Below are 22,045 nucleotides of genomic sequence, written 5' to 3' on the forward strand. Positions count from 1 at the left end.
TCCTCTCGACGGTGTGGGTAGGGGCGGGGGGTCAGGAGCCGGAGTTCATGGCCCGGGTGATGTCGGCGGACGCCTTCGTGGCCTCCTTCGCCGGGTCACCGCCGGTGAGGACGGCGGTCATGTAGTCCTTGATCGGGTTCTCCGCCTCGACCGCGGCCCAGCTCGGGGTGTTGGGCGTGGCGTGGCCGTTCGCGGCGCCGACCGCCATCGCTGCGGCGCCCGGGTCGGCCGCAACCGCGGAGGCGAGGGTGGTCCGGTTCGGCACGTAGCTCATGGCGACGGCGAGCTTCTTCTGCCAGGCGTCACCGGTGAGTTCCTTGATGAAGGTCAGCGCCGCCTCCTGCTTGCCGGATGCGGTGGGGATCACCAGGTCGGAGCCGCCGGTGAAGACGGCACCCGGCGTTTCGGCGGTCTTGCCGGGGATCGGGAAGAAGCCCAGCTTCCCCTTCAGGTCCGGGTTCTTCTCGATGACGACGTTGGCACCGCCCGGGGTCGAGATGACCTGGGCGACCTTGCCCTGCGCCATCACATCGGCCTGCGGCGGGTCGGCCTCGTCGGCGTCCTTGGGCCCCTTGCCGAGCGCCTGGAGCTTCCCGTAGAACTCCATGCCGCGCAGCGCCTCCGGGGTGTCCAGGGCGCCCTTCCACTTGCCGCCCGACTCGGTGGCGAGGTCGCCGCCCTCGTCCCAGACGAAGCCGGCCAGCGCGTACCAGGTCTGGCCCGGCAGGTAGATGCCCTGGTTGCCGCCCTTGTTGAGCTTCTCGGTGGCGGCGATCCACTGGTCGCGGGTCTTGATGGTCTTCGCGTCGATGCCGGCCTTCTCGAAGAGGTCGGTGCGGTAGATGACCACCCGGTTGGCCGCGTAGTACGGGATGCCGTACTGCTTGCCCTCGTACGCCCCCGGCTCGGCCAGGCCCTTGAGCCAGTCCTTGCCGTTCAGCTCGTCCACCTTGTCGCTGAGGTCGAGCAGCCCGCCGCTCTCGGCGAACTGGGCGACCTGGGTGTTGCCGCTCTCGATGACGTCCGGGGCGTCGTTGCTGGCGAGCGCGGCGGTGATCTTCTCGCCGATGCCGTCCCACTCCTGGATCTGGACCCGGGCCCGGATGTCGGGGTGAGCCTTCTCGAAGCCCTGGACGAACTCCTTCTGGAACTGCGCCGAGACGCTGTCGCGCATCAGCCAGACGTCGATGCTGGTCCGGCCGTCACCGGACGCGTCGGAGGAATCGTCGGACGAGCCACAGGCGCTGAGGACGGCGGCCAGCACGAGCGCGGACCCACCGGCAAGCAAGCGGTACTTCACGGTTCACCTCTGGGAGAACAGGACCTGACCACCTGACCAGTGAAGGCCGCTGGACAGCTCACCTCTTGTTGGTGGATGAAGGTGGCATGGACCAATGGAGCCGTCAAGCCCCTTGTATTCAACGGATTTTGGCGACCTCCCGGAGAGGTGGCCCGGAAAAGCGGCTACACTCCACCTGACCAGTGGTCCAGTGGTCAGGTACGTAACCCGCCAGAAGGGGGCAGCTCATGGACGCCGACGCATCGGGGACGGTGCTCAAACGGGAGCGGGCCCGTGACGCCATCCTGGAAATGATCGAGTCCCGGCGCCCCGGCGACGCGATCCCCTCGGAGCGGTCCCTGTGCGCCACGCTCGGCGTCTCCCGGCCCACCCTGCGCGCCGCGGTGGACGAGCTGGTCGCGACGGGGCTCCTCGTGCGGGAGCACGGCCGGGGCATGTTCGTCGCGCCCGAGAAGATCACCCAGGAGCTCATCTCGGCCGACCTCGCCCTGTCGGTGCCGCAGGCGGCCGGCGCCTGGTCGAGCCGGCTGCTCGAATTCACCACCGTGCAGGCCGGCGCCCGGGTCGGCCGGAAGCTGCGCATGTCACCGGCGGCCGACATCGTGTACGTCGCCCGGCTGCGGCTGGTCGACGGCGCGCCCATGGCCATCGAGCACCTGCACATCCGGGCCGAGCTGGTGCCCGGGCTCTCCGCCGAGGAGCTGGAGAGCGGCGACCTGTACGAGCACCTGCGCGAGCGCCACGACGTGCACGTCCACGAGGCGGTCCAGGCGATCGAGCCGACCGTGGTGACCCGCGCCGAGGCCCGCCTCCTGGACGTGCCCGAGCTGTCCCCGGCGCTGCTCTTCGAGCGGCTGACCTCGGACACCACGGGCCGCCCCGTCGAGTACGTGCACTCGCTCTACCGGGGCGACCGCTACCGCATCGTGTCCCGGCTGGCCCTCGGCCCGGCCGCCGCCGTCGAGCCGGTCGAGGGCGCCCACCACCCGGGCATCCCGCCGGGCGACTTCGCACAGCGCGAGCCGATCACGTCCTCGACGCGGGGGGACATCCAGTCCGGCGACTGAGGGGGGCGGGACGGGTGACGGTCCGCCACGGCCGGTCCCCGCCGCGCCCGCACAGGGGGCCCTGGCGTTGCGCCCTGTGCAATGGCCGGTGCACCTCTTGCGGTGGGCCCCGGGTAGGGCCACTGTGGCTGCCACATCGACGCAACCGACCCCACGAGGTGCCTCGCATGACGTCCCCCACCAGCCGCCGCACCCTGCTCGGAGCCCTCCTGGCGGGCGGCGCCCTCGCCGCCGCCCCCAGCCTCCCGCGCTCCGCGCACCACCCCGCGCCCCGGCACCCCCACCACCCGCCGCACCCCGCCCGCCCCGCGGCCCTGAGCACCCGCACCCTCTACCTCGGCACCTACACCTCGACCAGCCCGGGCGGCACCGGTGTCGGCGTAGCCGCGTACGACCCCGAGACGGCGGGCATCACCGCCCGCACCGTCGTCACGGGCGTCGAGAACCCCTCGTACCTCGCCCTCCACCCCACGGGCGCCACGCTCTACGCGGTGGACGAGCAGCAGAACGGCGGCGTCACCGCGGTCGCCCTCGCCGATGACGGCACCTTCAGCGTCCTCGGCACCCGGTCGACCGGCGGCGCCGGACCCTGTCACCTCTCGGTCCATCCGGGCGGGCGGTGGCTGCTCAGCGCCAACTACACGTCCGGCAGCGTCGCCGTGCACCCGCTCGCCGAGGACGGGTCGGTGGGGGAGCGCACCGACCTGGTCGCCCACAGCTCGCCCGCCCCCGGACCCGGGCAGGACGGCCCGCACGCGCACCAGATCATCACCTCGCCCGACGGCGGCCATGTGCTCGCCGTCGACCTCGGGAACGACACGGTGTACACGTACCGGCTCGACGAGACGCAGGGCACCCTGGAACAGGTCTCGTACGCCGCGCTGCGGCCGGGCGCGGGACCCCGCCACCTCACCTTCCACCCCGACGGGCGCCACGCCTACCTGGCCTGCGAGCTCGACAACACGGCGGTGGTCTGCGGTTACGACCCCGCTACGGGCGCGCTCACCCCGGGCGACCCGCAGTCCACCGGCACGGGGTCCGGCACCAGCTACCCCGCGCAGTTCCTGGTCACCGGCGACGGCCGGTTCGCCTACCTCGCGAACCGGGGGCACAACAGCATCACCCGGTACGCGATCGAGGACGGCGGGGCCGCGCTGCGCCTGCTCGACACCGTGCCCGTCGGCGGCGACTTCCCTCGGCACACCGCGTTCTCGCCGGACGGCACCCTGCTCTTCGCCGCCAACCAGAAGTCCGGCACGGTCACCGCCTTCCGGGTGGACACCGCATCGGGCTCCCTGACCTCGGCCGGAACCCCGTACGCGGCCCCGGCGGCCGTCTGCGTGCTGCCGGTGTAGGGCGCTAGGGTCTGTCCGGTGGATCAGGGTCGGGTAGGGCGCGGCGTCTGGTGCGGTGCATCGCAAGGCGCCGGAGCGTCCTCATCGCGGAGCGATTAGGGCGGTTCGGCAACGCGGCGAGGTGCCGTGCCAGGCGTCGCGACCCCGGCCATGATCCACCGGACAGGCCCTAAGGTCGAGCCCGAGCCGTATAGGGAGGCACCATGCGCTTGAGAGTGGAGTTCACCACCGAGCCCTTCGATCTGGACGAGGCGCCCGCGCACGCGGTCGTGGCGCGCGAGGTCATCCAGGGGGCAGGGCTGGACGCCGTCGACGTCGGCCCGTTCGGCAACACGGCGGAGGGCGGGGCCGACCAGGTGCTCACCGCCGTGGACAGCCTGCTGCGGCAGGCGCTGGCATCGGGTGCCACCCGGGTCTCGCTCCAGGTCAACGTCATAGGGGAGGACCCGAAGTGACCGGACCGGTGGACCACCCTCTCGTCAGCGCCGTGAAGCCGCTCGTGGACGCCATGGGGGCCGAGCTCGTCGGCCCCGGTGAGGCGCACCCCGATGACGTGGTGCTGGCCTGGGAGGGCGAGGACGTCGTGGCGGTCCGGCTGCCCCAGCTCTCGGAGTCGCTGGACCACATCCTGGCCGCGATGGAGCGCCGGCACGGCATGCCGCTGGCCGAGCTGGACCGCAAGGCCAAGCAGGAGGCGGTCCGGCTCCTGGAGGCACGCGGTGCCTTCTCCGTACGCCATGGGGTCGAGACCGTGGCGGGGGCGCTGGGCGTCTCCCGGTTCACCGTTTACAACTACCTGAACCGCGAGAACGGGGCCAAGAGCGGGTAGTTGGACCACGCACGTACCGGCTGCCGATGCATGATCGATCAAGCCGCCGCCCAGGTCACCGGGCGGCGGCTTTTTCTGTATACGGAATTTCAACAAACTGTTGACGTCGTGTTGCGGAGGGCGTTAGCTATCCGCAGCCCGACCAACGCACAGCGAAGAACAGCCACGGAGGCTCCCGTGACTTCGAGCTCCACGCCGGGCCTCGCCCGGTTCAACACCCAGGCGGACGCCGAGGCGGCCGCCGCACTGCACGAGGTGTGTGCCAGTGCGGCATGGGGACGAGCGATTCTCGCCCACCGCCCGTACGCCACCACCGAAGCCCTGCTCTCCGCGAGCGACACCGCCACGGCGGCACTCGGCGCGGAGGACCTGGCCGAGGCCATGGCCGGTCACCCGCCGATCGGCCGCCCGAAGCCCGGGGACCCGACCTCCTCCCGCGAACAGCGGGGCATGGCCGGGGCCTCCGAGGAGCTCAAGGCCGAGATGCTCGAACTCAACCTGGCCTACCAGGAGCGGTTCGGACATGTCTTCCTGATCTGCGCCACCGGCGCCACCGGTGAGCAGATGCGCGACGCGGTGAAGTCCCGCATCGGGAACTCGCCCGAGCAGGAGCGGGGGATCGTGCGCACCGAACTGGGCAAGATCAACCGCATCCGCCTCACCCGCCTCGTCACGGAAGACGCGTAACAGAAGGAGAGGGAAGGTCTTGAGCACCTTCGCCACCGCATCGGTGTCCACCCACATCCTGGACACCAGCATCGGCCGCCCCGCCGCCGATGTCGCCGTCTCGCTCGCCGCCCGCCGGGGCGCCGACGCCGAGTGGGTGACGCTCGGGGGCTCCGCGACCGACGCGGACGGGCGCTGCAAGGACCTGCCGGCCCTGCCGGAGGGCACCACCCATGTACGGCTCGACTTCGAGACCGAGCCGTACTTCACAGCCAAGAAGCAAGCCGAGGCGCAGCAGGACGCCCCCCGCGTAAGGGACAGCGGCGCGTTCTTCCCCGAGGTGGCGATCACTTTCGCCGTCACCCCGGGCGAGCACTACCACGTACCGCTGCTGCTCAACCCGTTCGGCTACTCCGTATACCGAGGGAGCTAGCAGACACATGCCCACGATTCTCGGCCAGAACCAGTACGGCAAAGCAGAGAACCGCGTCGTCAAGATCACGCGGGACGGCGACACCCACCACATCAAGGACCTGAACGTCTCGGTCGCGCTCTCCGGCGAGATGGACGACGTCCACTACTCCGGCTCCAACGCGCACGTCCTGCCCACGGACACCACCAAGAACACGGTGTTCGCGTTCGCCAAGGAGCACGGGATCGAGTCCGCCGAGCAGTTCGGCATCCACCTCGCCCGTCACTTCGTGACCTCGCAGGAGCCGATCAAGACGGCGCGCATCCGCATCGAGGAGTACGCCTGGGAGCGCATCGCCACCTCGGACGCCAACTCCCGCTTCATCGGGTCCGACGAGGTCAAGCACTCCTTCGTCCGCAAGAACCAGGAGATCCGCACCGCCCAGATCACCTTCGACGGTGAGAAGTGGCAGGTCATCTCCGGGCTCAAGGACCTGACCGTGATGAACTCGACGAACTCCGAGTTCTGGGGCTACGTCAAGGACAAGTACACGACGCTCAAGGAGGCGTACGACCGCATCCTCGCGACCGACGTCTCCGCCCGCTGGCGCTACAACTGGACCAGCGACGAGCAGCGCATGCCGAACTGGGAGAAGTCGTACGAGCAGGCGCGCAAGCACATGCTGCACGCATTCGCCGAGACGTACTCGCTCTCGCTCCAGCAGACCCTGTACCAGATGGGTTCGCGCATCATCAACAACCGCAGCGAGGTCGATGAGATCCGCTTCTCGCTGCCGAACAACCACCACTTCCTTGTGGACTTGGAGCCGTTCGGCCTCAAGAACGACAACGAGGTGTACTTCGCGGCCGACCGTCCGTACGGGCTCATCGAGGGCACCGTGCTCCGGGACGGTGTCGAGCCGCAGATCCCGGTCGACATGACCAACCTCTGACGCGGCGCCGCGCCGGTGCCCGCCCGTTCCTCACGGACGGGCACCGGCCGGGCCGGAGGGAACCCTCATGGCACAGCCAGCATCCGGGCCCGCGGAAGCAGAAGGCCCCTGTTCCACCCCGCCGGAGCGTGCGGTGCATCCGGTGGACGAGAAACTCACCCCCTCGCGGCTCCTGCCGGCCGCGCTCCAGCACATCGCCGCCATGTACGCGGGCGTCGTCACCCCTCCGCTGATCATCGGTCAGGCCGTCGGCCTGGACGCGGCGGGCATGACCCGGCTCATCGCGGCGAGCCTCCTCATCGCCGGCTGCGCCACCCTGCTCCAGACCCTCGGCATCGGCGGCTTCGCAGGCAACCGGCTGCCGTTCGTCAACGCCGCGTCCTCCGCCGGGATCGCCCCGATGCTCGCCATCGCCGAGACCAGCGCGCCAGGACACCAACTCCCGGCGATCTACGGCGCGGTGCTCGTCGCCGGAGTGTTCTGCCTGGCCGTCGGGCCGTTCTTCGGCAGACTCCTGCGCTTCTTCCCGCCCCTGGTCACCGGCGTCGTCATCACCCTCATCGGGGTCACCCTGATGCCCGTACCGGTCTCCTGGGCGCAGGGCGGCGACAAGAACGCCACCGACTTCGGCGACATGAAGTACCTCGCGCTCGCCGCGTTCACCCTCGTCGTGATCCTGCTGATCCAGCGCTTCGGCCGGGGCTTCCTGCGCCAAGTCGCGCTGCTGATGGGCCTGTTGGTCGGCACACTGGCCGCTGTGCCGTTCGGCCTCGCCGACTTCTCCGCGCTGCGCGACGCACCGCTCGCGGCCGTGCCGACCCCGTTCGCCTTCGGCGCGCCGGAGTTCCAGCCGGCCGCCATTCTCTCGCTGTGCATCGTGATGCTCGTCCTTATGACGGAGTCGTCCGCCGGGATGCTGGCCGTCGGTGAGATCTGCGACCGCCGCACCGACGGACGCACCCTCACCCGCGGGCTGCGCACCGACGGCCTCGCCACGCTCATCGGCCCCGTCTTCGGCGGCTTCCCCACCAGCGCCTTCGCGCAGAACGTGGGCGTCGTCTCGCTGACCAAGGTCCGCAGCCGTTACGTCGTCGCCGCGGCCGGAGGCGCCCTGCTGGTCCTCGGGCTCTTCCCGGTGCTCGGCGCGGTCGTCTCGCTCGTCCCGATGCCCGTCCTCGGCGGCGCCGGCATCGTCCTCTTCGGCTCGATCGCCGTCAGCGGCATCCGTACGCTCTCCGAAGCCGGCCTGGACGACAGCTCCAACATCATCCTGGTCGCCGTGGCCCTCGGCGCGGGCATCGTCCCGCTCGCCGCGCCCGGGTTCTACGCCGACTTCCCGTCCTGGGCCCAGACCGTCCTGGGCTCCGGAATCAGTGCGGGAGCGCTCGTCGCGGTCCTGCTCAACCTGTTCTTCCACCATCTCGGCACCCACGGCCGCACCGCCGTGGCACTCAAATCCTCCTAGGGTCCTGCCGTGCCCACATCCCGCATGAGAGAAGGAAGCACCATGGCAGCACCGGCAGCCCCCGACCGGGTGGAGCGCATCGTCATCGAGAACTGCTCGATCGCGACCGTCGACGCCGCCGACACCGAGTACGCCTCGGGCTATGTCGTCGTCGCCGGGAACCGCATCGAGTCCGTCGGCGCCGGCCGGGCACCCGAGGGCCTGGAGAACGTCGTACGCCGGATCGACGGAACCGGCCACCTGGCCACCCCCGGCCTGATCAACACGCACCACCACTTCTACCAGTGGATCACCCGGGGCCTCGCCACGGACCACAACCTCTTCAACTGGCTGGTCGCGCTGTACCCGACGTGGGCGCGTATCGACGAGCCGATGGCCCGCGCCGCCGCTCAGGGCTCGCTCGCCATGATGGCGCTCGGCGGCGTCACCACCGCGATGGACCACCACTACGTCTTCCCGAAGGGCTCCGGCGACCTGTCCGGCGCCATCATCGGGGCCGCCCGCGACATGGGCGTACGCTTCACCCTCGCCCGGGGCTCCATGGACCGCAGCGAGAAGGACGGCGGGCTGCCCCCGGACTTCGCCGTGGAGACCCTGGAAGGCGCGCTCGCCGCCACCGAGGCGACCGTCGACGCCCACCACGACGCCTCCTTCGACGCGATGACCCAGGTCGCCGTCGCGCCCTGCTCGCCCTTCTCCGTGTCCACCGAACTCATGCGCCAGGGAGCCGAACTGGCCCGGCGCAAGGGCGTGCGGCTGCACACCCACGGCTCGGAGACCGTGGAGGAGGAGAAGTTCTGCCACGAGCTGTTCGGCATGGGCCCGACCGACTACTTCGAGTCCACCGGCTGGCTCGGCGAGGACGTGTGGATGGCGCACTGCGTCCACATGAACGACTCCGACATCGCCGCCTTCGCCCGCACCGGCACCGGCGTCGCCCACTGCCCGTCCTCCAACGCCCGCCTCGCCGCAGGCATCGCCCGCGTCCCGGACATGCTCGCCGCAGGCGTCCCGGTCGGCCTCGGCGTCGACGGCACCGCGTCGAACGAGTCCGGCGAGCTCCACACCGAACTGCGCAACGCCCTCCTCATCAACCGCCTCGGCCCGCACCGCGAACGCGCCCTGAACGCCCGTCAGGCGCTGCGCCTCGGCACCTACGGCGGCGCCCAGGTCCTCGGTCGCGCCGCGCAGACCGGCTCGCTGGAGGCCGGCAAGCTCGCCGACCTGGTCCTGTGGAAGCTGGACACCCTCGCCCACGCCTCCATCGCCGACCCGGTCACCGCGCTCGTCTTCGGCGCCGCCGCCCCGGTCACCCTGTCGCTGGTCGACGGCAAGCCGGTCGTGGAGTCCGGCCGCCTGGTCACCGCCGACGAGGAGGCCATCGCCCGCGCCACCCGCGACGAGGCCCGCCGCCTCGCGCAGATCGCCGCCGGAGCCTGACGGCCCGGCGGCCCCTGAAACGGCCGGACGAGGGGGACGGCCCTCGTCCCGGCCGCCGCGGACCCGAGCGGGGTCCGCGGCAACCGGTGCGGGAGGCGCGCCGCCCACGCGCACGCGCCTCCCGCACCGGCGACCCCGGCTGCCCGCACCAGCCGTTCGACCTGCCTCACCGCACCACCGCAGCAACGGGGCCCGGTCCGGCGGACCGGCCCCGGCACCACCTCCCTGAACCCCACGTCACCGCCGACGTGTAACCGACCGGAGGAACCGCCGTGGCAGCTACGCCCAGGTTTCGCGACGACGCAAGTGCGACCCCCCACAACGACGGTGTGCCGGAGACGGCCCCGTCCGACCGGAAGCATCCGGTCGATGAGACCCTCCCCCCGCTGAAGATGTTCACCAGCGGCCTCCAGCACGTGGCCGCGATGTACGCGGGCGTGGTGGCCCCGCCCATGATCGTGGGGCCCGCCGTGGGCCTCACCCCCAAGGAGACCGCGTTCCTGATGGGGGCGAGCCTGTTCACCGCGGGCATAGCCACCCTGCTCCAGACGCTCGGCTTCTGGCGGATAGGCGCCCGGCTGCCGTTCGTCAACGGCGTCTCGTTCGCCGGGGTGACCCCGATGGTGGCGATCGGCAAGGACCGGGGGCACGACGGGATCGCCGTCATCTTCGGCGCGATCATCGTGGCGAGCCTCCTCGGCTTCGTCCTCGCGCCCTACTTCTGCAAACTGGTCCGCTTCTTCCCGCCCGTGGTCACCGGCACGGTCATCACCCTCATCGGTGTCTCGCTGCTGCCGGTCGCCTTCAACTGGTCCCAGGGCGGCAACGCGACCGCCCACGACTACGGGTCCACCACCAACATCACCATGGCGGCGGTCACCCTCGTCGTCGTGCTGGCCCTGCGCAAACTGCTGCGCGGCTTCCTCCAGCAGATCGCCATCCTGCTCGGCCTGATCATCGGCACGCTCATCGCGATCCCCGTCGGCATCACCGACTTCGGCGCCATCAAGAACGCGGACGCGATCGGCTTCCCCACCCCGTTCCACTTCGGTGCCCCGCAGTTCGAGATCGCCGCGATCGTTTCGATGAGCATCGTGATGCTGGTCTGTATGACCGAGTCCACGGCGGACATGCTGGCCCTCGGCAAGATCGTGGACCGCCCCGCCGACGAACGGACCATCGAGGGCGGGCTGCGCGCCGACACCCTGGGCAGCGCCATCAGCCCGCTGTTCAACGGCTTCATGTGCAGCGCCTTCGCGCAGAACATCGGCCTGGTCGCGATGACCAAGGTGCGCAGCCGCTTCGTGGTCGCGGCCGGCGGCGGCATCCTGATCCTGCTCGGCCTGGTCCCGGTGGCCGCGTCCGTCATCGCGCTGGTGCCGCTGCCGGTGCTCGGCGGCGCGGGCATCGTGCTGTTCGGCTCGGTGGCCGCGAGCGGCATCCAGACCCTGGCCGGCGCCGCGCTGGAGAAGGGCGAGAACGCGCTGATCGTCGCGGCGGCCGTCGGGGTCGGGCTGATCCCGATCGCGGCGCCGGACTTCTACCACGCCTTCCCGAAGGACCTCCTGGTCGTCCTGGACTCCGGGATCTCGACGGGCTGCGTGGTGGCGATCGTCCTCAACCTGGCCTTCAACCACCTCGGCCGCAAAGCGGAGCCGGAGGCGGCGGGGACCGCGCCCGGCGGCCACGACCCGGCGAAGGCGATGGAGGTGGCCGCGCACTGACGTACAGTCAGCGAGCCGTGGCGCGTACGGGGGTTGGCCGTACGCGCCACAGCCGGTCTCAGCCGATGTGGAAGCTGTCCCCGTAGACCTTCCAGTCCAGCGGCGGGTCCAGGTTCAGATTGCCGTTGCGCAGGAAGACCCGCTGGGCGGTGTCCACCCGGCTGGTGTCCGAGTGGGCCTCCTCCTGCTCCATGGCCCAGACCCGCGCGTCCAGGAACGCGTCGAGGTAGGCCACCTCGTCACCGCCCTGGGACGGCGGCTGCGCCTGCGCCAGGGCCCGCTGCCGGATGGACCCGAAGCTCGTGCTGTCGCCGCCGTCGCCGTGCATCACGATGGCGTCGTAGTACGCGAACTGGCCCAGCGTGCCCAGCCCGTCGCTCTTGGCCCGGCTGACGGCCGGGTCGAAGTACACCCGGTCGCGCTCGTCGTTCTGCGCCTGCTGAAAGTCCGGATCCTGGGCGGCCGTCTCCCAGGCGTCCTGGAAGCCCGGGTCGAGACCGTCGTGCGAGTCGCTGCCGTCCACCTCGCGGAGGGCCGGCAGATATCCGGCCAGTGCGTTGTCCGGCTTGCGCTGCGTGTACAGCTCGACCAGGTCGAGCATGTCGCCGGTGCCGGAACAGAAGCCGATGATGCCCGCGGTGTAGCCGCGGCCGTCGCCGATGTCCTCGATGTAGCCGTACTGCGCCTTCCAGTCCAGCGAGGAGTTCTCCGCGCTGGAGACCAGTTGCATGGCGATGTCCTTCTTCGCCGGATCGTCGAGACCGGTCGAGGCCGCCTCCTGGTGGTGAGCCACCGCCGTGGGGGCGGAGGTGGTGCCGGCGAAGGCGGTGGCGGGCACCGCCGTGAGGGTCAGTCCGAGCGCGACGAGCGCGAGGCGCACGGATCGGGTGGTGCGACGTGCGGTGCGCTTGTGGGGAGCGTACACCTGTCCTCCAAGGGAGTTCGTCGTTCCGCTGTTCTGTTAGGAAGCTTTCCTATCAGGATCGAACGGTGGTCGTACACCCCTTCGACACAGGTGAGTTGAGCGGTACGGGCCGGGCTAGGAGCGCTTGATCTCGTGGCTGTCGCCGTACACCTTCCAGGCCAGCGGCGGGTCCAGGTCCAGATTGCCCCGGTCCAGGAAGACCCGTTGCGCGGTCTCGACCCGGCTGGTGTCGCTGTGCGAGGGCTCCTCGCGGATCGCGTCGACCCGGGCGTCGAGGAAGGCGTCGAGATACGCGGTCTCGTCGCCGCCGTCCGCGGGGGCCCTGGCCGCGTCGAGCGCCCGGCTCCGGATCGTACGGAAACCGGTGGTGCCCTCCGCGTCGGCCTCCCCGTGCATCACGTACGCGTCGTAGTAGACGAACTGGCCCAGCGTGCCCAGCCCGTCCTCCTTCGCCCGGCGCACCGCCGGATCGAAGTACGAGGCGTCCCGCTCGGCGTCCTGCGCCTCCCGGAACCTCGCGTCCTTCGCCGCCTCGGCCCAGGCCCGGGTGAACGGGGTGCCCAGCCCCGTGTGCGCGTCGCCGCCCTTCACCTTCCGCAGCGCGGGCAGGAACCGTTCCAGCGGGTTGCCCGGCCGGGACTTCGCGTACCGCTCCACGACCCGGAGCATGTCGCCGGTGCCGGAGCAGAAGCCGATGATGCCGCCCGTGTAGCCGCGCCCGTCCCCGATGTCCTCGATGTACTTGTACTGCGCCTTCCAGTCCAGCGTGGAGTTCTCCGCGCTGGAGACGAGTTGCATGGCGATGTCCTTCTTCGCCGGGGCGGCGAGCCCGTCCGCCGGTCCCTTGCCGGAGGAACCCCCGGCCTGGGCGCAGCCGGTGAGCGTCGTGGCGGACATCAGGAGGGCGGCGAGCGGGGTGACCAGGGCGCGCGGGGTGAGCTTCACCGGTCCAGCCTGCCAGGCCAGCGGCGTGATCCCGGCGCATTCGGCGGTAGCGTCGGGGGCATGGATGATCAGTCTGTGGTGGATGTCGGCGATGTGCGGCTGGCGTACCGGAGCTGGGGTGACCCGTTCGGGTCCCCCGTCGTACTGCTGCACGATCTCGGCGCGAGCGCGGCGAGCTGGGAAGCGGCCGGGAGCCTGCTGGGGCGGGAGTGGCGGGTGTACGGAATCGACCTGCGCGGCCACGGCGAGAGCGACTGGCCCGACGAGTACGACCTGGAGCTGATGCGCGACGACGTGCTCGGGTTCCTGGACGAGTGCGAACTGGACCGGGCGGGCGTGGTCGGCCACGGCATGGGCGGGGTCGTCGCCCACCTCCTCGCCCAGGAGTACCCGGACCGGGTGGAGCGGCTGGTGCTGGTGGAGACCCCGCCGCCGTTCCCCGGGGCGGCGGGCCCCGCCGTCGAGCCGGACGGGCCCGCCGACTACGACGAGGCGGTGCTCGCGTCGGTCAACGGCGAGCTGGCGGACCCCGATCCGGCGTGGGCGCGGGGCCTCGGGGAGATCGTCGCGCCGACGCTGATGCTGGCGGGCGGACCGGCGAGCACGATGCCGCAGGGGCGCCTCCAGGACATGGCGTCGATGATCCCGGACTGCCACCTGGTCACGATGGGCGGCGGGCACCGTCCGCACGAGGCCGATCCGGAGCAGACGGCTCAGCGGATCACGGAGTTCTTCACGAGCTGAGGGCGCGCGCTCCGGCGCGTACGCCGTGGGGCCGGGCCCGCCGCGGGACGGGGGCGTGCGCCGTTGGCCCGCGCCCCGACTCCCCGCTCCCCTCAGCCCTCCGGCCGCCAGTCCGGCCGTCGCCCGCCCCGTGCCACCGCCCGGTCCAGCAGCGGCGCGTCACCGGCGACCGGCACCGGCGGCCCGAACGGGGACGGGTCGTCGCCCTGGTCCGCCAGCAGCGCGAGCGTGTTGCGCAGGTGGGCGTCCTCGGCGTCGAAGGGCTGCCCGGTCGCCTTCGCCAGGTCCCAGCCGTGCAGGACCAGCTCGTTGAGCGCGACCATCCCGGCGACCTGGCCGGGCAGGTCCACGCCGCCCGCCCTGGTCATGCCCTCCCAGGCGTCGGGGGCGCGCCAGGCGGCCACCATCCCGTCGAGCGCGGTGGGCAGCGTGGTCCGCCAGCCGGTTTCGAGGACGCCGGACTCCACGGAGGGCGCCGAGTCGGTGGCCGGTCCCGGCTCCTTGCGGGCGGCGTCGCGGAAGGCGACGGCCAGGCCCTCGATATGGGCGAGCAGGGCGCCCACGGTCACCCCGGGGCAGGGGGTCGCGGCCCCCAGCGCGCCGTCGTCCACGGCGTCGAGCTGCGCGGTGATCCGGCGCGCGGCCGGTTCGAGGTCGAGCGGTTGTGTGTCCATACCGGTGCAGACTGCCCGACCGCCGCCACCTCATCGGTCAGCGCACCACGTGTCCCCGCAGAACGATCCGGCGGGGGTGGTCGAGCACCGCCGGATCGGCGGCCGGATCGGTGTCGTACGCGACCAGGTCGGCCGGGGCTCCGTCCACCAGACCCGGCAGGCCCAGCCACGACCGGGCCGTCCAGGACGCCGCGCCGAGCGCCGCCTCGGCGGGCAGCCCGGCCCGGAGCAGCCAGGACGCCTCGCTCGCGACGGTCCCGCAGGGGAACGAGTCGGTGCCGGCCAGCACCGTGACGCCCGCCTCGTGGGCGGCACGGACGTTGCCGAACATGGACTCCCAGCCGGCCAGCCACAGATCCCGGCGCACACTCGGCTCCCGCGCCCGCATCGCGTCCACGCCCCTGCCGAACGCCGCCAGTGTCGGCACGAACGCCGTGCCCTGCGCCGCCATCCGGTCCAGCAGCCCGGGATCCAGATGCATGCCGTGCTCCAGGCTGTCCGCCCCGGCGAGGACCGCGTTGCGGGTTCCCTCGGCGGTCTGGCAGTGCACCGCGACCTTGCCGCCCGCCGCGTGGACGGCGGTCACCACCTCGGTGAGCAGCGCGAGGGGCACCGGGGACTCGTCCTGCCGCCAGTCCCCGACGACCTTGCACCAGCCGGAGGAGGCCGCCGACTCCTCCACGGCGGCCCGGACGAGCTCCGCCTCGGTGATGTCCCGGCCGAAGCCGGGGATGAACCTGCCGGGGGTGGCCAGCCACCGGCCCGCCGATGTGACCCGGGGCAGCTCCCGGTCCTCGTCCACCCAGGACGGCATCCGCGCGGCCGTGCCCGGTGTGCGGACGGCGAGGACCCCGGCGTCCCGGTGCGCGCGCAGCTGTTCGCGCAGCAGCTCCTCGCTGAACGGCTCGCTCGTGTCGGTGGCCCCGGGGTGCGTGTGTACGTCGACCAGGCCGGGCAGCAGCCAGCCGCCGTCGACCACGGTCTCGGCGTGCCGCCCCGCGAATCCGCCCGGCGGTGCGCCCTCGCGCAGTACCTCGCCCTCGATCCAGAAGGACCGTTCCTCGCGCTCCGGCAGCACCACACCTCGTACGCACAGCATCCGCCGACGGTACGTCAGGCGCCGCGCCCGCCAAGGGGCGGGGCACACCGGCACATTGCGGAAGGTTCGGCTCCGTCCTCTTGTCGGCGACCCCCGGCCCATGCGATACAGGTCTGGACCATTGCTCCCGGATGGAAGGCAAGACCCGTGCGATCCCCCCACACGCATGCCGCATCGGCCTGCTCGGCCGCCCTGCTCCTCGCCGCGCTCACCACCGCCTGTGGCTCCGAGGCCCACGCGGACACCAGTGAGCCGACCGCACCGCACGGGGTGACCGCGCAGGCGAGCAGCGCCACCTCCGCGCACGTCATGTGGAAGGCCGCCACCGACGACACCGCCGTCACCGGGTACGACGTCTACCGCCAGGGCAAGAAGGTCAAGTCGGTGTCCGCGAGCCGGGTGATGATCGACATAGACGGGCTCACCGCGTCCACCGCCTACACCTTCACCGTCCGCGCCCGCGACGCGGCCGGGAACCTCTCCGCGCCGAGCGCCGCCGCGTCCGTCACCACCCCCGCCCCGACCCCCGCCGACCACGAGGCCCCCACCCGGCCGGTGAAACTGCGCGGCAAGGTGGACGGCAGCCGTGCCGCCACCCTGTCCTGGGGCGGCTCCACGGACGACGTCGGCGTCACCGCGTACGACATTTACCAGGAGGGCTCCCGCATCCACAGCGTGCCCGGTACGCAGACCACCGCGCGGCTCACCGGACTGCGCCCCGGCACCATCTACACGTTCACCGTGCGGGCCCGGGACGCGGCCGACACCTCGTCGCCGGACAGTGCGAGCCTCGACCTCACCACCGCATCGGCCCCCGGCGCGCCCGCCTCCACCGCCCCGACCGACCTGCGGATCACCGACCGGGCCGAGGGCAAGGAGCACACCGTCGAGTTGGACTGGAAGCAGCCCGAGACGGGCGGCAAGATCCCCGCGTACCAGCTCTACATCAACGGCAGGCTGACCACCACGATCGTCTGGGGAGGCGAGCCGCCCGCCGGCCGGGCGCACTACGAACTCACCGTCAACGACCCACGCGGCACCCGCTATGCGATGAAGCTCCGCGCCAAGCTCCCGGACGGCAAGTGGGGCGACTTCTCGGCGGCCCGCACCGTGGTCCTCGGTGACTAGAGGGGGACCCGGACCGTCTCGATCCACGACGGCGGCTGCGGGGCGTCCGTCCCGATGAGCGCGGCGACCAGTCGGCACGAGGGCGACTCGTCGGGCCACGGGGTGTGCCCGTCGGTGAGGACCACCACGATGCCGGGGCGCTCCGGCGCGGCCAGCGCCCGGGCGATGCCCACCCGCATGTCGGTGCCGCCACCCCCGCCCAGCGCGACCTGGTCGGCGGAGGTCACCCGGGAGACGGCGTGCACATCGGCGTCGCAGGCCAGCACGGAGACCCGGTTGCCCCGGATGCCCACCTCGCGCAGCACTCCGGTCACCTCGCCCAGCGCGGCCGCCAGTTCGTCGTCGCCCATCGAGCCCGAGGTGTCGACCACGACGGCCACCCGGGGCAGCGGGCGGCGCAGCGTCGGCAGGACGACGCCGCGCAGGGCCGCGCTGCGGCGGGACGGGCGGCGGTAGGTGTAGTCCACCGCCCCGGAGGCCCAGGCCGCCGCCTCCCGTACCGCACCGGCCAGCGCCTGCCGCCAGTCCACGGTCGGTTCCAGGACCTCCTCGGCCCACCGCCGCCAGCCCGCCGGAAGCGTGCCCCGGGTGCGCTGGTGGGCCCGCATCGACTCGGCCGTACGCCTCCGCAGCGCCTCCGCCTCCGTCGCGCCCAGCGGGGACGGCCCCTCCGCACCGGGCAGCTCCCACGGCTCGGGGTGGCCGTGCGCGCCCGAACCGCAGTTGTGCGGCGGCGGCCCCGGCGGCAGGGCGGGCAGATACGTCTCGAAGAGCTGACCGGACGGCAGCCCGAAGAGCCCCGGCTCCATCCGGCCCTCCGGCAGCGGGAGCCCGTCGCTGATCAGGTCGTCGTTGATCTCGCAGTCCTGGGCGACGTTGACCCGGTGCGCGTCGCGCTGGTCGGCCGCCGGGAGCCGGGCGGCCCGCCCGTGGTGGTCGCGCAGCAGATGCGCGACCTCGTGCACCCATACCCCGGCCAGCTCGGCGACGGGCGTCCGCTCCACGAACGCGGGCGACACATAGCAACGCCAGTGCCGGTCCACCCCCATCGTCGGCACCCTGTCGCTCTCCACCACCGACAGCGCGTACAACGCCGTTGCGAGGTAGGGCCGGTCGCTCGCCGCCCGGTAGCGCGCGGCGAGCAGCTTGGTGTGGTCCAGTGTGAGCCGCGCGGCGTGCCCTTCCGGTTGCTTCTCGGGTACGGGCACGGCCTCAGGCGCTTCCCGGCAGCGCGCCGGAGAGCTGGAGGAGTTCCAGGAAGGCGTCGATGCCCTCCGGCACCGGCCAGTCGGTGTCCCGCATCGCCGCCAGGTCCATCGCCGCCCGGGCCGCCACATCCGGGACGCCCGCCGCGACGGCCTTCGCCAGCACCGCCCAGCCCGCCTCCCAGCGGCGACGCGTCGGCTCGGCCTGCACGGCGGCCACCACCGCGATCAGGAAGGCCAGTTGCCGGTCGCCGCGGTCGGGCAGGGCGAAGGCCTCCGGATCGGCCAGCACCCGGTCCGGGTCGGGCAGGTCCAGATTCTCCAGATACGACAGGAGCTCGATGCCCGCCCCGTCCCCGACGGCTCCCGTCAGGGCGGCGGCGACGGCGTCCCGGCCGGTGCCGGTCGCGTAGCCGGTGGCGAGCAGCCGCAGCGCCATGTCCCAGGTCCGGGGCGACGGCCAGGCCCTGCCCCGGTTTTCCGCGTCGGCCGGGAGGTGGTGCACCAGACCGGGGCGCGCGGTGAGGAATCCGGAGACCGCGCCCCGCGCCCGGGCCACCGCTCCGGCGGTCCGGGCGGGATCGACCACGGGGACGGGCGCCTCGGGCCAGGTGCCGGCCATGCCGCGTGCCACGGTGCGCGGGTCGTGCGTCCAGTGCAGGTGCACGAAGCGGTTGGCGAGCGGGGGGCTCAGGTGCCAGCCGTCCGCCGCGCTCGACGGCGGATTGGCCGCCGCGACGATGCGCACGGCGTCGGGGAGCTTCAGGCTGCCCACCCGGCGTTCCAGGACGACCCGCAGCAGGGCGGCCTGCACGGCCGGGGGAGCGGACGACAACTCGTCGAAGAACAGCAGACCCTGGCCCTTCCGGGCGAGCCTGACCGCCCAGTCCGGCGGCGCCATCGGCACCCCGGTCGCGGCCGGGTCGTCCCCGACGACGGGCAGCCCCGCGAAGTCCGACGGCTCGTGCACGCTGGCGATGACGGTTTCCAGGTCCAGGCCGAGGCCCGCCGCGAGCTGTTCGAGCCCCGCCGACTTCCCGATGCCCGGCTCGCCCCACAGCAGCACCGGCTGATTGGCGGTCACCGCCAGGGCCAGCGCTTCGAGCTGGGGGTTGGCGACCGTCTCGGTCCGGGTGGCGCGCAGCCGCCCGTTGAGCGCGTCGGCGGCGTCCAGCGGGTGCGGCGGTGCCTGGGCGGGGACGCCGGGGGCCACGGTGCTCACGCGTCCTCACCTTCCTCTTCGTCGTACGCGTCGTCGTGGTCCTCGTCCTCGTCCCACTCGTCCCACCACTCCGAGCCGGCGTCCGGATGCTCCTTCAGCACCCGTTCCGCGAGGAACCTCAGATCGGTCCGCCGGTACTTGCGGATCATCTGTTCCAGCGAGAGTTCGGTCTGGTCGGTCACGTCGATCCGGGCGCCCGCGTCGAGCAGGTCCCGGACGAGCGCCGCCGTCCCGCGCCCCGAGACGGCGGCGCTCAGCGGGGTGCGCTCCCGGTGGTCCCTGGCCTCCAGGTCGAGCCCGGCCGCCAGCAGCCGGGGGAGCAGCACGGTGTGGTCGAGCAGGGGCAGGACGTGGAGCAGCGTGTGCCGGCCGCCGTCCCGGACGCGCGGGTCGACGCCCGCGTCCAGCAGCGCCACGACCCCCGCCGTGTCCCCGTGCTGGGCGCGCAGGAAGAGGTCGCGCCGCTGGGCGGCCAGCGCCCGGGGCAGCCGGCCGGTGCCGGTGAGGCAGGCGTGCTCGACGGCGAAGCAGCCGGTGACCGCCCCGCCGAACGCGCGCAGGGCGCTCTCGCGCTGCCGCTCCTGCGCGGTGTGCGGGGAGGCCAGCGTCCCGTCCCGGAAGCCGACTTCGTGCCACTCGCCCCGGCAGCGCACCCGCGCCGGGGCGGGCGGCGCGACCCCGGGCGGCCCGGACGGCCCCGCGTGGTCCGGGAAGAGCGACCGGGTCACCAGCGGGTGCAGGTCCGCGGGGGTCAGGATGCCGTCGGCCAGCAGCTCCAGGTCGGGCACCCTGCGCCAGACCGCCTCGGGCAGGAGGACCGCGCCGTCGGCCGCGTCGCGGGCGACGAGCCTGATCCGCAGTCGGCCACCGAGCCCCGGGCCGGTGAAGTCGAGCCGGACGCGCGCCCGCCAGTCCTGGCCGATCTGGAACAGCTCGGCCCCGGTGAGCTCCGCGAACCGGCGCACCTCCGCCTCCAGCCGCGCCACGTCCAGCGCGAGGCCGGCCACGATCGTCTCGGGGGTGGTCCGGTAGTACGAGGGCATCTCCGGCGGTGTCGGGTCCCACTCGATCCCGGCCGCCGCCAGCGCGTCGGCGATCCGCTCGTCCGCGTACAGCAGACTGATCCACTCGGCGCGGGCCACCGGGTCGCCGCTGCCCGGGTCCTCGTCCGGCGGGAGCAGGTCCGCCGGGAGCGGGGTGCCGTCGGCCGCGAGGAACGGCAGCCGGTCGGCGCCGCCGGCCCGGGCGCGCAGCTCACCGGCCTCGCTCGCGCGCCACAGGTGCCCGAGCGACCGCCAGTCGTCGGTGAGTCCGTACGCGGCCCGGCGCTTCGGCGGGCCGAAGCGCAGCGGGAGGCGTTGGGGGCCGTCGACCATGGCCGGGGTGGACAGCTGGAGATATGCGCCGGGCGCGGAGTCGTAGCCCGCGAGGAGGACGGTCCGGTCGGTCGCCAGGGTCGAGCGGCCCGCGAGGATCCGGGGCAGGTGCCAGCGCAGCAGGTCCGGCACCAGGTCCCGGAGGTCGGCGAGGAGGGCTTCGGCGGTCTCGGCGCCGTACCGGGCGGAGACCCGGTCCGGGTCGACGCGCACGTCGAAGCCCGCCGCCGCGCAGGCTCCGCGCCAGTCGCCGGCCTCCCGCAGCGCGGCCGACTCCTCGATCACGGAGCGCGGCACGGCGTAGCGGCGGACCTGGCGCCGGCTCGCCGCCTGCTCCGAGGAGAGGAACAGGGCGGTGCCACCCCGGCTCATCGGTACAGGCTCCTGACCGCGCGCAGATCGGCGTGGGCCCCGCCGTCCGGGCGCAGCAGCGTCGCGAAGGAACGCTTCACCCGGCGCGGCAGCCCGGGGCCGAGCCCCACGTACTCCAGCCGGGACCCGGGCGCGACGGCGGCGAGCAGGGTCTTCGCCCCACGGCCGGTCAGCCCGGTGTGGCTGAGTTCGAGGCGGCGCAGCGGGCTGCCGGGCAGCGCCTCGGCCAGCGCGTGCGCCCCGGGGTCCCCGGTGACGTTGGGCGGGGCGTCCAGGCTGCGTTCCGAGGGCGGGCGGCCCAGGTCGAGCGCCTCGATCCCGTCGAGCGCCCCGGCCAGGGCGCGGGCTCCCTCGGGTCCGATGCCGTTGCCGCCCAGGCCGAGCCGGACCGGGCGGGACGGGTCGGCGGCGCCCGCGAGGACGGCGGCGCCCTCGTCGCCGAGGTGGTTGGACGGCAGGTACAGCTCCCGCACCCCCGCGTCCAGGATCAGCCGGGCGAGCAGCGGCGCGGCGTCGGCGCCCAGCCCGTTGCCGCCGAGGAAGAGCCGTTCGACGGGGCGCGGACGGGTGGACAGGACGTCCAGCAGGGCGGCCAGACCCTCGGCTGTGATCCCGGTGTTGACCAGGTCGAGGGTGCGCAGTGCGGTGTTGCGGCGCAGCATCGGGAGCAGGGCGCGGACGCCCACGTCACCGAGCGGGTTGCGCTTGAGCCAGAGGGCCCGGACGGTGGTGTCGTCGGCCAGGGCGGTGGCGAGGGCGGTGGCCCCTTCGGCGCCGATGCGGTTGCAGCCGAGGTAGAGGGTGTGCAGCCCGTGCGCGGACCCGGCCGTCGCCGCCGCCACCGCCTGCGCGCCCTCGTCCCCGAGGGAGTTGGTGCCGAGGAGCGCGTGGGTGGCGTGCGGGGAGCGGGCGAGGGCGGGCATGATCCGGGCGGCGCCGGCCGCGCCGAGCCCCTGCTTGCAGAGATCGACGCGCCCGTCGGCGCGCAGCGCGCCCAGCGGGAACGTCTCGTCGGCCCCGACCGGCTCCGCCGCCGCCAGCCGTCCCAGCAGCGGCCCGAGCAGCACCGGGTCGGCGAGGGGCAGGTCCGGATGCTCAATGGCCGGACAGCGCACCGGAATCGGCCCAGACATCTCTTACCCCCG

At 72.9% G+C, this 22,045-nt stretch carries 21 protein-coding genes; 12 read left to right on the forward strand and 9 right to left on the reverse strand.

All coding sequences use genetic code 11. The features are described from left to right. Positions 1 to 31: 31 nt before the first annotated feature. Positions 32 to 1,300 carry an extracellular solute-binding protein gene (locus AMK18_RS02725; RefSeq protein WP_073861493.1) on the reverse strand — a complete coding sequence of 423 codons (1,269 nt, stop codon included), beginning with the start codon at positions 1,298 to 1,300 and terminating at the stop codon, positions 32 to 34. 227 nt (positions 1,301 to 1,527) lie between these two features. On the opposite strand from AMK18_RS02725, the gene AMK18_RS02730 reads away from it, so the two are divergent. The 10 genes from AMK18_RS02730 to AMK18_RS02780 all read left to right on the forward strand — a co-directional run bounded on the left by AMK18_RS02730 (position 1,528) and on the right by AMK18_RS02780 (position 11,210). Next, on the forward strand, positions 1,528 to 2,367 hold the full coding sequence (locus tag AMK18_RS02730) for a GntR family transcriptional regulator (RefSeq protein WP_018100519.1): 840 nt from the start codon (positions 1,528 to 1,530) through the stop codon (positions 2,365 to 2,367). Between the two features lie 167 nt (positions 2,368 to 2,534). Then, the gene (locus tag AMK18_RS02735; RefSeq protein WP_073861494.1) at positions 2,535 to 3,722 is read left to right on the forward strand and encodes a lactonase family protein; all 1,188 of its coding nucleotides are present in this window, start codon (positions 2,535 to 2,537) and stop codon (positions 3,720 to 3,722) included. 203 nt (positions 3,723 to 3,925) lie between these two features. Next, positions 3,926 to 4,177 carry a hypothetical protein gene (locus tag AMK18_RS02745; protein ID WP_073861495.1) on the forward strand — a complete coding sequence of 84 codons (252 nt, stop codon included), beginning with the start codon at positions 3,926 to 3,928 and terminating at the stop codon, positions 4,175 to 4,177. Continuing rightward, on the forward strand, positions 4,174 to 4,551 hold the full coding sequence (locus AMK18_RS02750; RefSeq protein ID WP_018100516.1) for a helix-turn-helix domain-containing protein: 378 nt from the start codon (positions 4,174 to 4,176) through the stop codon (positions 4,549 to 4,551). The genes AMK18_RS02745 and AMK18_RS02750 overlap by 4 nt, the downstream gene beginning before the upstream one ends. A 177-nt stretch (positions 4,552 to 4,728) precedes the next feature. Next, entirely contained in the window at positions 4,729 to 5,238 is a 510-nt protein-coding gene (gene uraD / locus AMK18_RS02755; RefSeq protein WP_018100515.1) for a 2-oxo-4-hydroxy-4-carboxy-5-ureidoimidazoline decarboxylase, read from the forward strand. 19 nt (positions 5,239 to 5,257) lie between these two features. After that, complete coding sequence (gene uraH / locus AMK18_RS02760) at positions 5,258 to 5,650, forward strand: hydroxyisourate hydrolase (protein ID WP_018100514.1); 393 nt, start codon at positions 5,258 to 5,260, stop codon at positions 5,648 to 5,650. A 7-nt stretch (positions 5,651 to 5,657) separates the two neighbouring features. Next, positions 5,658 to 6,581, forward strand: coding sequence for a factor-independent urate hydroxylase (gene pucL / locus AMK18_RS02765; RefSeq protein WP_073861496.1), 924 nt, complete (start codon positions 5,658 to 5,660; stop codon positions 6,579 to 6,581). Positions 6,582 to 6,648: 67 nt separating this feature from the next. Further along, on the forward strand, positions 6,649 to 8,046 hold the full coding sequence (locus tag AMK18_RS02770) for a nucleobase:cation symporter-2 family protein (RefSeq protein WP_073861497.1): 1,398 nt from the start codon (positions 6,649 to 6,651) through the stop codon (positions 8,044 to 8,046). 42 nt (positions 8,047 to 8,088) lie between these two features. Continuing rightward, on the forward strand, positions 8,089 to 9,486 hold the full coding sequence (locus AMK18_RS02775) for an 8-oxoguanine deaminase (protein WP_073861498.1): 1,398 nt from the start codon (positions 8,089 to 8,091) through the stop codon (positions 9,484 to 9,486). A 329-nt stretch (positions 9,487 to 9,815) separates the two neighbouring features. Continuing rightward, positions 9,816 to 11,210, forward strand: a complete 1,395-nt coding sequence (locus AMK18_RS02780) for a nucleobase:cation symporter-2 family protein (protein WP_073861499.1) — start codon at positions 9,816 to 9,818, stop codon at positions 11,208 to 11,210. A gap of 58 nt (positions 11,211 to 11,268) precedes the next feature. Here AMK18_RS02780 and AMK18_RS02785 read toward each other — a convergent pair whose 3' ends face one another. Together AMK18_RS02785 and AMK18_RS02790 are read right to left on the reverse strand one after the other, a co-directional pair. Beyond that, positions 11,269 to 12,135 carry a chitosanase gene (locus AMK18_RS02785; RefSeq protein WP_073861500.1) on the reverse strand — a complete coding sequence of 289 codons (867 nt, stop codon included), beginning with the start codon at positions 12,133 to 12,135 and terminating at the stop codon, positions 11,269 to 11,271. Between the two features lie 114 nt (positions 12,136 to 12,249). Continuing rightward, positions 12,250 to 13,080, reverse strand: coding sequence for a chitosanase (locus AMK18_RS02790; RefSeq protein WP_079199211.1), 831 nt, complete (start codon positions 13,078 to 13,080; stop codon positions 12,250 to 12,252). A 60-nt stretch (positions 13,081 to 13,140) separates the two neighbouring features. On the opposite strand from AMK18_RS02790, the gene AMK18_RS02795 reads away from it, so the two are divergent. Continuing rightward, positions 13,141 to 13,824, forward strand: coding sequence for an alpha/beta fold hydrolase (locus AMK18_RS02795; protein ID WP_073861501.1), 684 nt, complete (start codon positions 13,141 to 13,143; stop codon positions 13,822 to 13,824). 92 nt (positions 13,825 to 13,916) lie between these two features. On the opposite strand, the gene AMK18_RS02800 is transcribed toward AMK18_RS02795, so the two are convergent. Next, positions 13,917 to 14,498 (reverse strand): TIGR03086 family metal-binding protein, encoded by a 582-nt coding sequence (locus tag AMK18_RS02800; RefSeq protein WP_073861502.1) that lies wholly within the window; start codon positions 14,496 to 14,498, stop codon positions 13,917 to 13,919. 37 nt (positions 14,499 to 14,535) lie between these two features. Continuing rightward, entirely contained in the window at positions 14,536 to 15,597 is a 1,062-nt protein-coding gene (locus AMK18_RS02805; protein ID WP_241836433.1) for an amidohydrolase family protein, read from the reverse strand. Positions 15,598 to 15,744: 147 nt separating this feature from the next. On the opposite strand from AMK18_RS02805, the gene AMK18_RS02810 reads away from it, so the two are divergent. Beyond that, on the forward strand, positions 15,745 to 16,725 hold the full coding sequence (locus AMK18_RS02810; protein WP_073861504.1) for a fibronectin type III domain-containing protein: 981 nt from the start codon (positions 15,745 to 15,747) through the stop codon (positions 16,723 to 16,725). On the opposite strand, the gene AMK18_RS02815 is transcribed toward AMK18_RS02810, so the two are convergent. Genes AMK18_RS02815 through AMK18_RS02830 form a run of 4 tightly spaced genes read right to left on the reverse strand, consistent with a single transcriptional unit; the run spans position 16,722 to position 22,033 of the window. Next, on the reverse strand, positions 16,722 to 17,933 hold the full coding sequence (locus AMK18_RS02815; RefSeq protein WP_073861505.1) for a vWA domain-containing protein: 1,212 nt from the start codon (positions 17,931 to 17,933) through the stop codon (positions 16,722 to 16,724). The genes AMK18_RS02810 and AMK18_RS02815 overlap by 4 nt on opposite strands. A 4-nt stretch (positions 17,934 to 17,937) precedes the next feature. Beyond that, positions 17,938 to 19,152, reverse strand: coding sequence for an AAA family ATPase (locus tag AMK18_RS02820; protein ID WP_073861506.1), 1,215 nt, complete (start codon positions 19,150 to 19,152; stop codon positions 17,938 to 17,940). Then, a complete protein-coding gene (locus tag AMK18_RS02825; protein WP_073861507.1) occupies positions 19,149 to 20,900 on the reverse strand; it encodes an ankyrin repeat domain-containing protein in 1,752 nt (583 codons plus the stop codon). The genes AMK18_RS02820 and AMK18_RS02825 overlap by 4 nt, the downstream gene beginning before the upstream one ends. Then, a complete protein-coding gene (locus AMK18_RS02830; RefSeq protein WP_073861508.1) occupies positions 20,897 to 22,033 on the reverse strand; it encodes a gala protein in 1,137 nt (378 codons plus the stop codon). Before AMK18_RS02830 ends, AMK18_RS02825 begins: the two co-directional genes overlap by 4 nt. Positions 22,034 to 22,045 lie beyond the last annotated feature (12 nt).

Source organism: Streptomyces sp. CB01249, from assembly GCF_001905735.1.
Classification (GTDB): Bacteria; Actinomycetota; Actinomycetes; order Streptomycetales; family Streptomycetaceae; genus Streptomyces.

What these genes read in the sequence shown, in the direction of transcription:
- AMK18_RS02730 (WP_018100519.1), top strand. Translation starts at nt 1,528, where the DNA reads ATGGACGCCGACGCATCGGGGACGGTGCTCAAACGGGAGCGGGCCCGT.
- AMK18_RS02735 (WP_073861494.1), top strand. Translation starts at nt 2,535, where the DNA reads ATGACGTCCCCCACCAGCCGCCGCACCCTGCTCGGAGCCCTCCTGGCG.
- AMK18_RS02745 (WP_073861495.1), top strand. Translation starts at nt 3,926, where the DNA reads ATGCGCTTGAGAGTGGAGTTCACCACCGAGCCCTTCGATCTGGACGAG.
- pucL (WP_073861496.1), top strand. Translation starts at nt 5,658, where the DNA reads ATGCCCACGATTCTCGGCCAGAACCAGTACGGCAAAGCAGAGAACCGC.
- AMK18_RS02770 (WP_073861497.1), top strand. Translation starts at nt 6,649, where the DNA reads ATGGCACAGCCAGCATCCGGGCCCGCGGAAGCAGAAGGCCCCTGTTCC.
- AMK18_RS02775 (WP_073861498.1), top strand. Translation starts at nt 8,089, where the DNA reads ATGGCAGCACCGGCAGCCCCCGACCGGGTGGAGCGCATCGTCATCGAG.
- AMK18_RS02795 (WP_073861501.1), top strand. Translation starts at nt 13,141, where the DNA reads ATGGATGATCAGTCTGTGGTGGATGTCGGCGATGTGCGGCTGGCGTAC.
- AMK18_RS02800 (WP_073861502.1), bottom strand. Translation starts at nt 14,498, where the DNA reads ATGGACACACAACCGCTCGACCTCGAACCGGCCGCGCGCCGGATCACC.
- AMK18_RS02805 (WP_241836433.1), bottom strand. Translation starts at nt 15,597, where the DNA reads ATGCTGTGCGTACGAGGTGTGGTGCTGCCGGAGCGCGAGGAACGGTCC.
- AMK18_RS02825 (WP_073861507.1), bottom strand. Translation starts at nt 20,900, where the DNA reads ATGAGCCGGGGTGGCACCGCCCTGTTCCTCTCCTCGGAGCAGGCGGCG.
- AMK18_RS02830 (WP_073861508.1), bottom strand. Translation starts at nt 22,033, where the DNA reads ATGTCTGGGCCGATTCCGGTGCGCTGTCCGGCCATTGAGCATCCGGAC.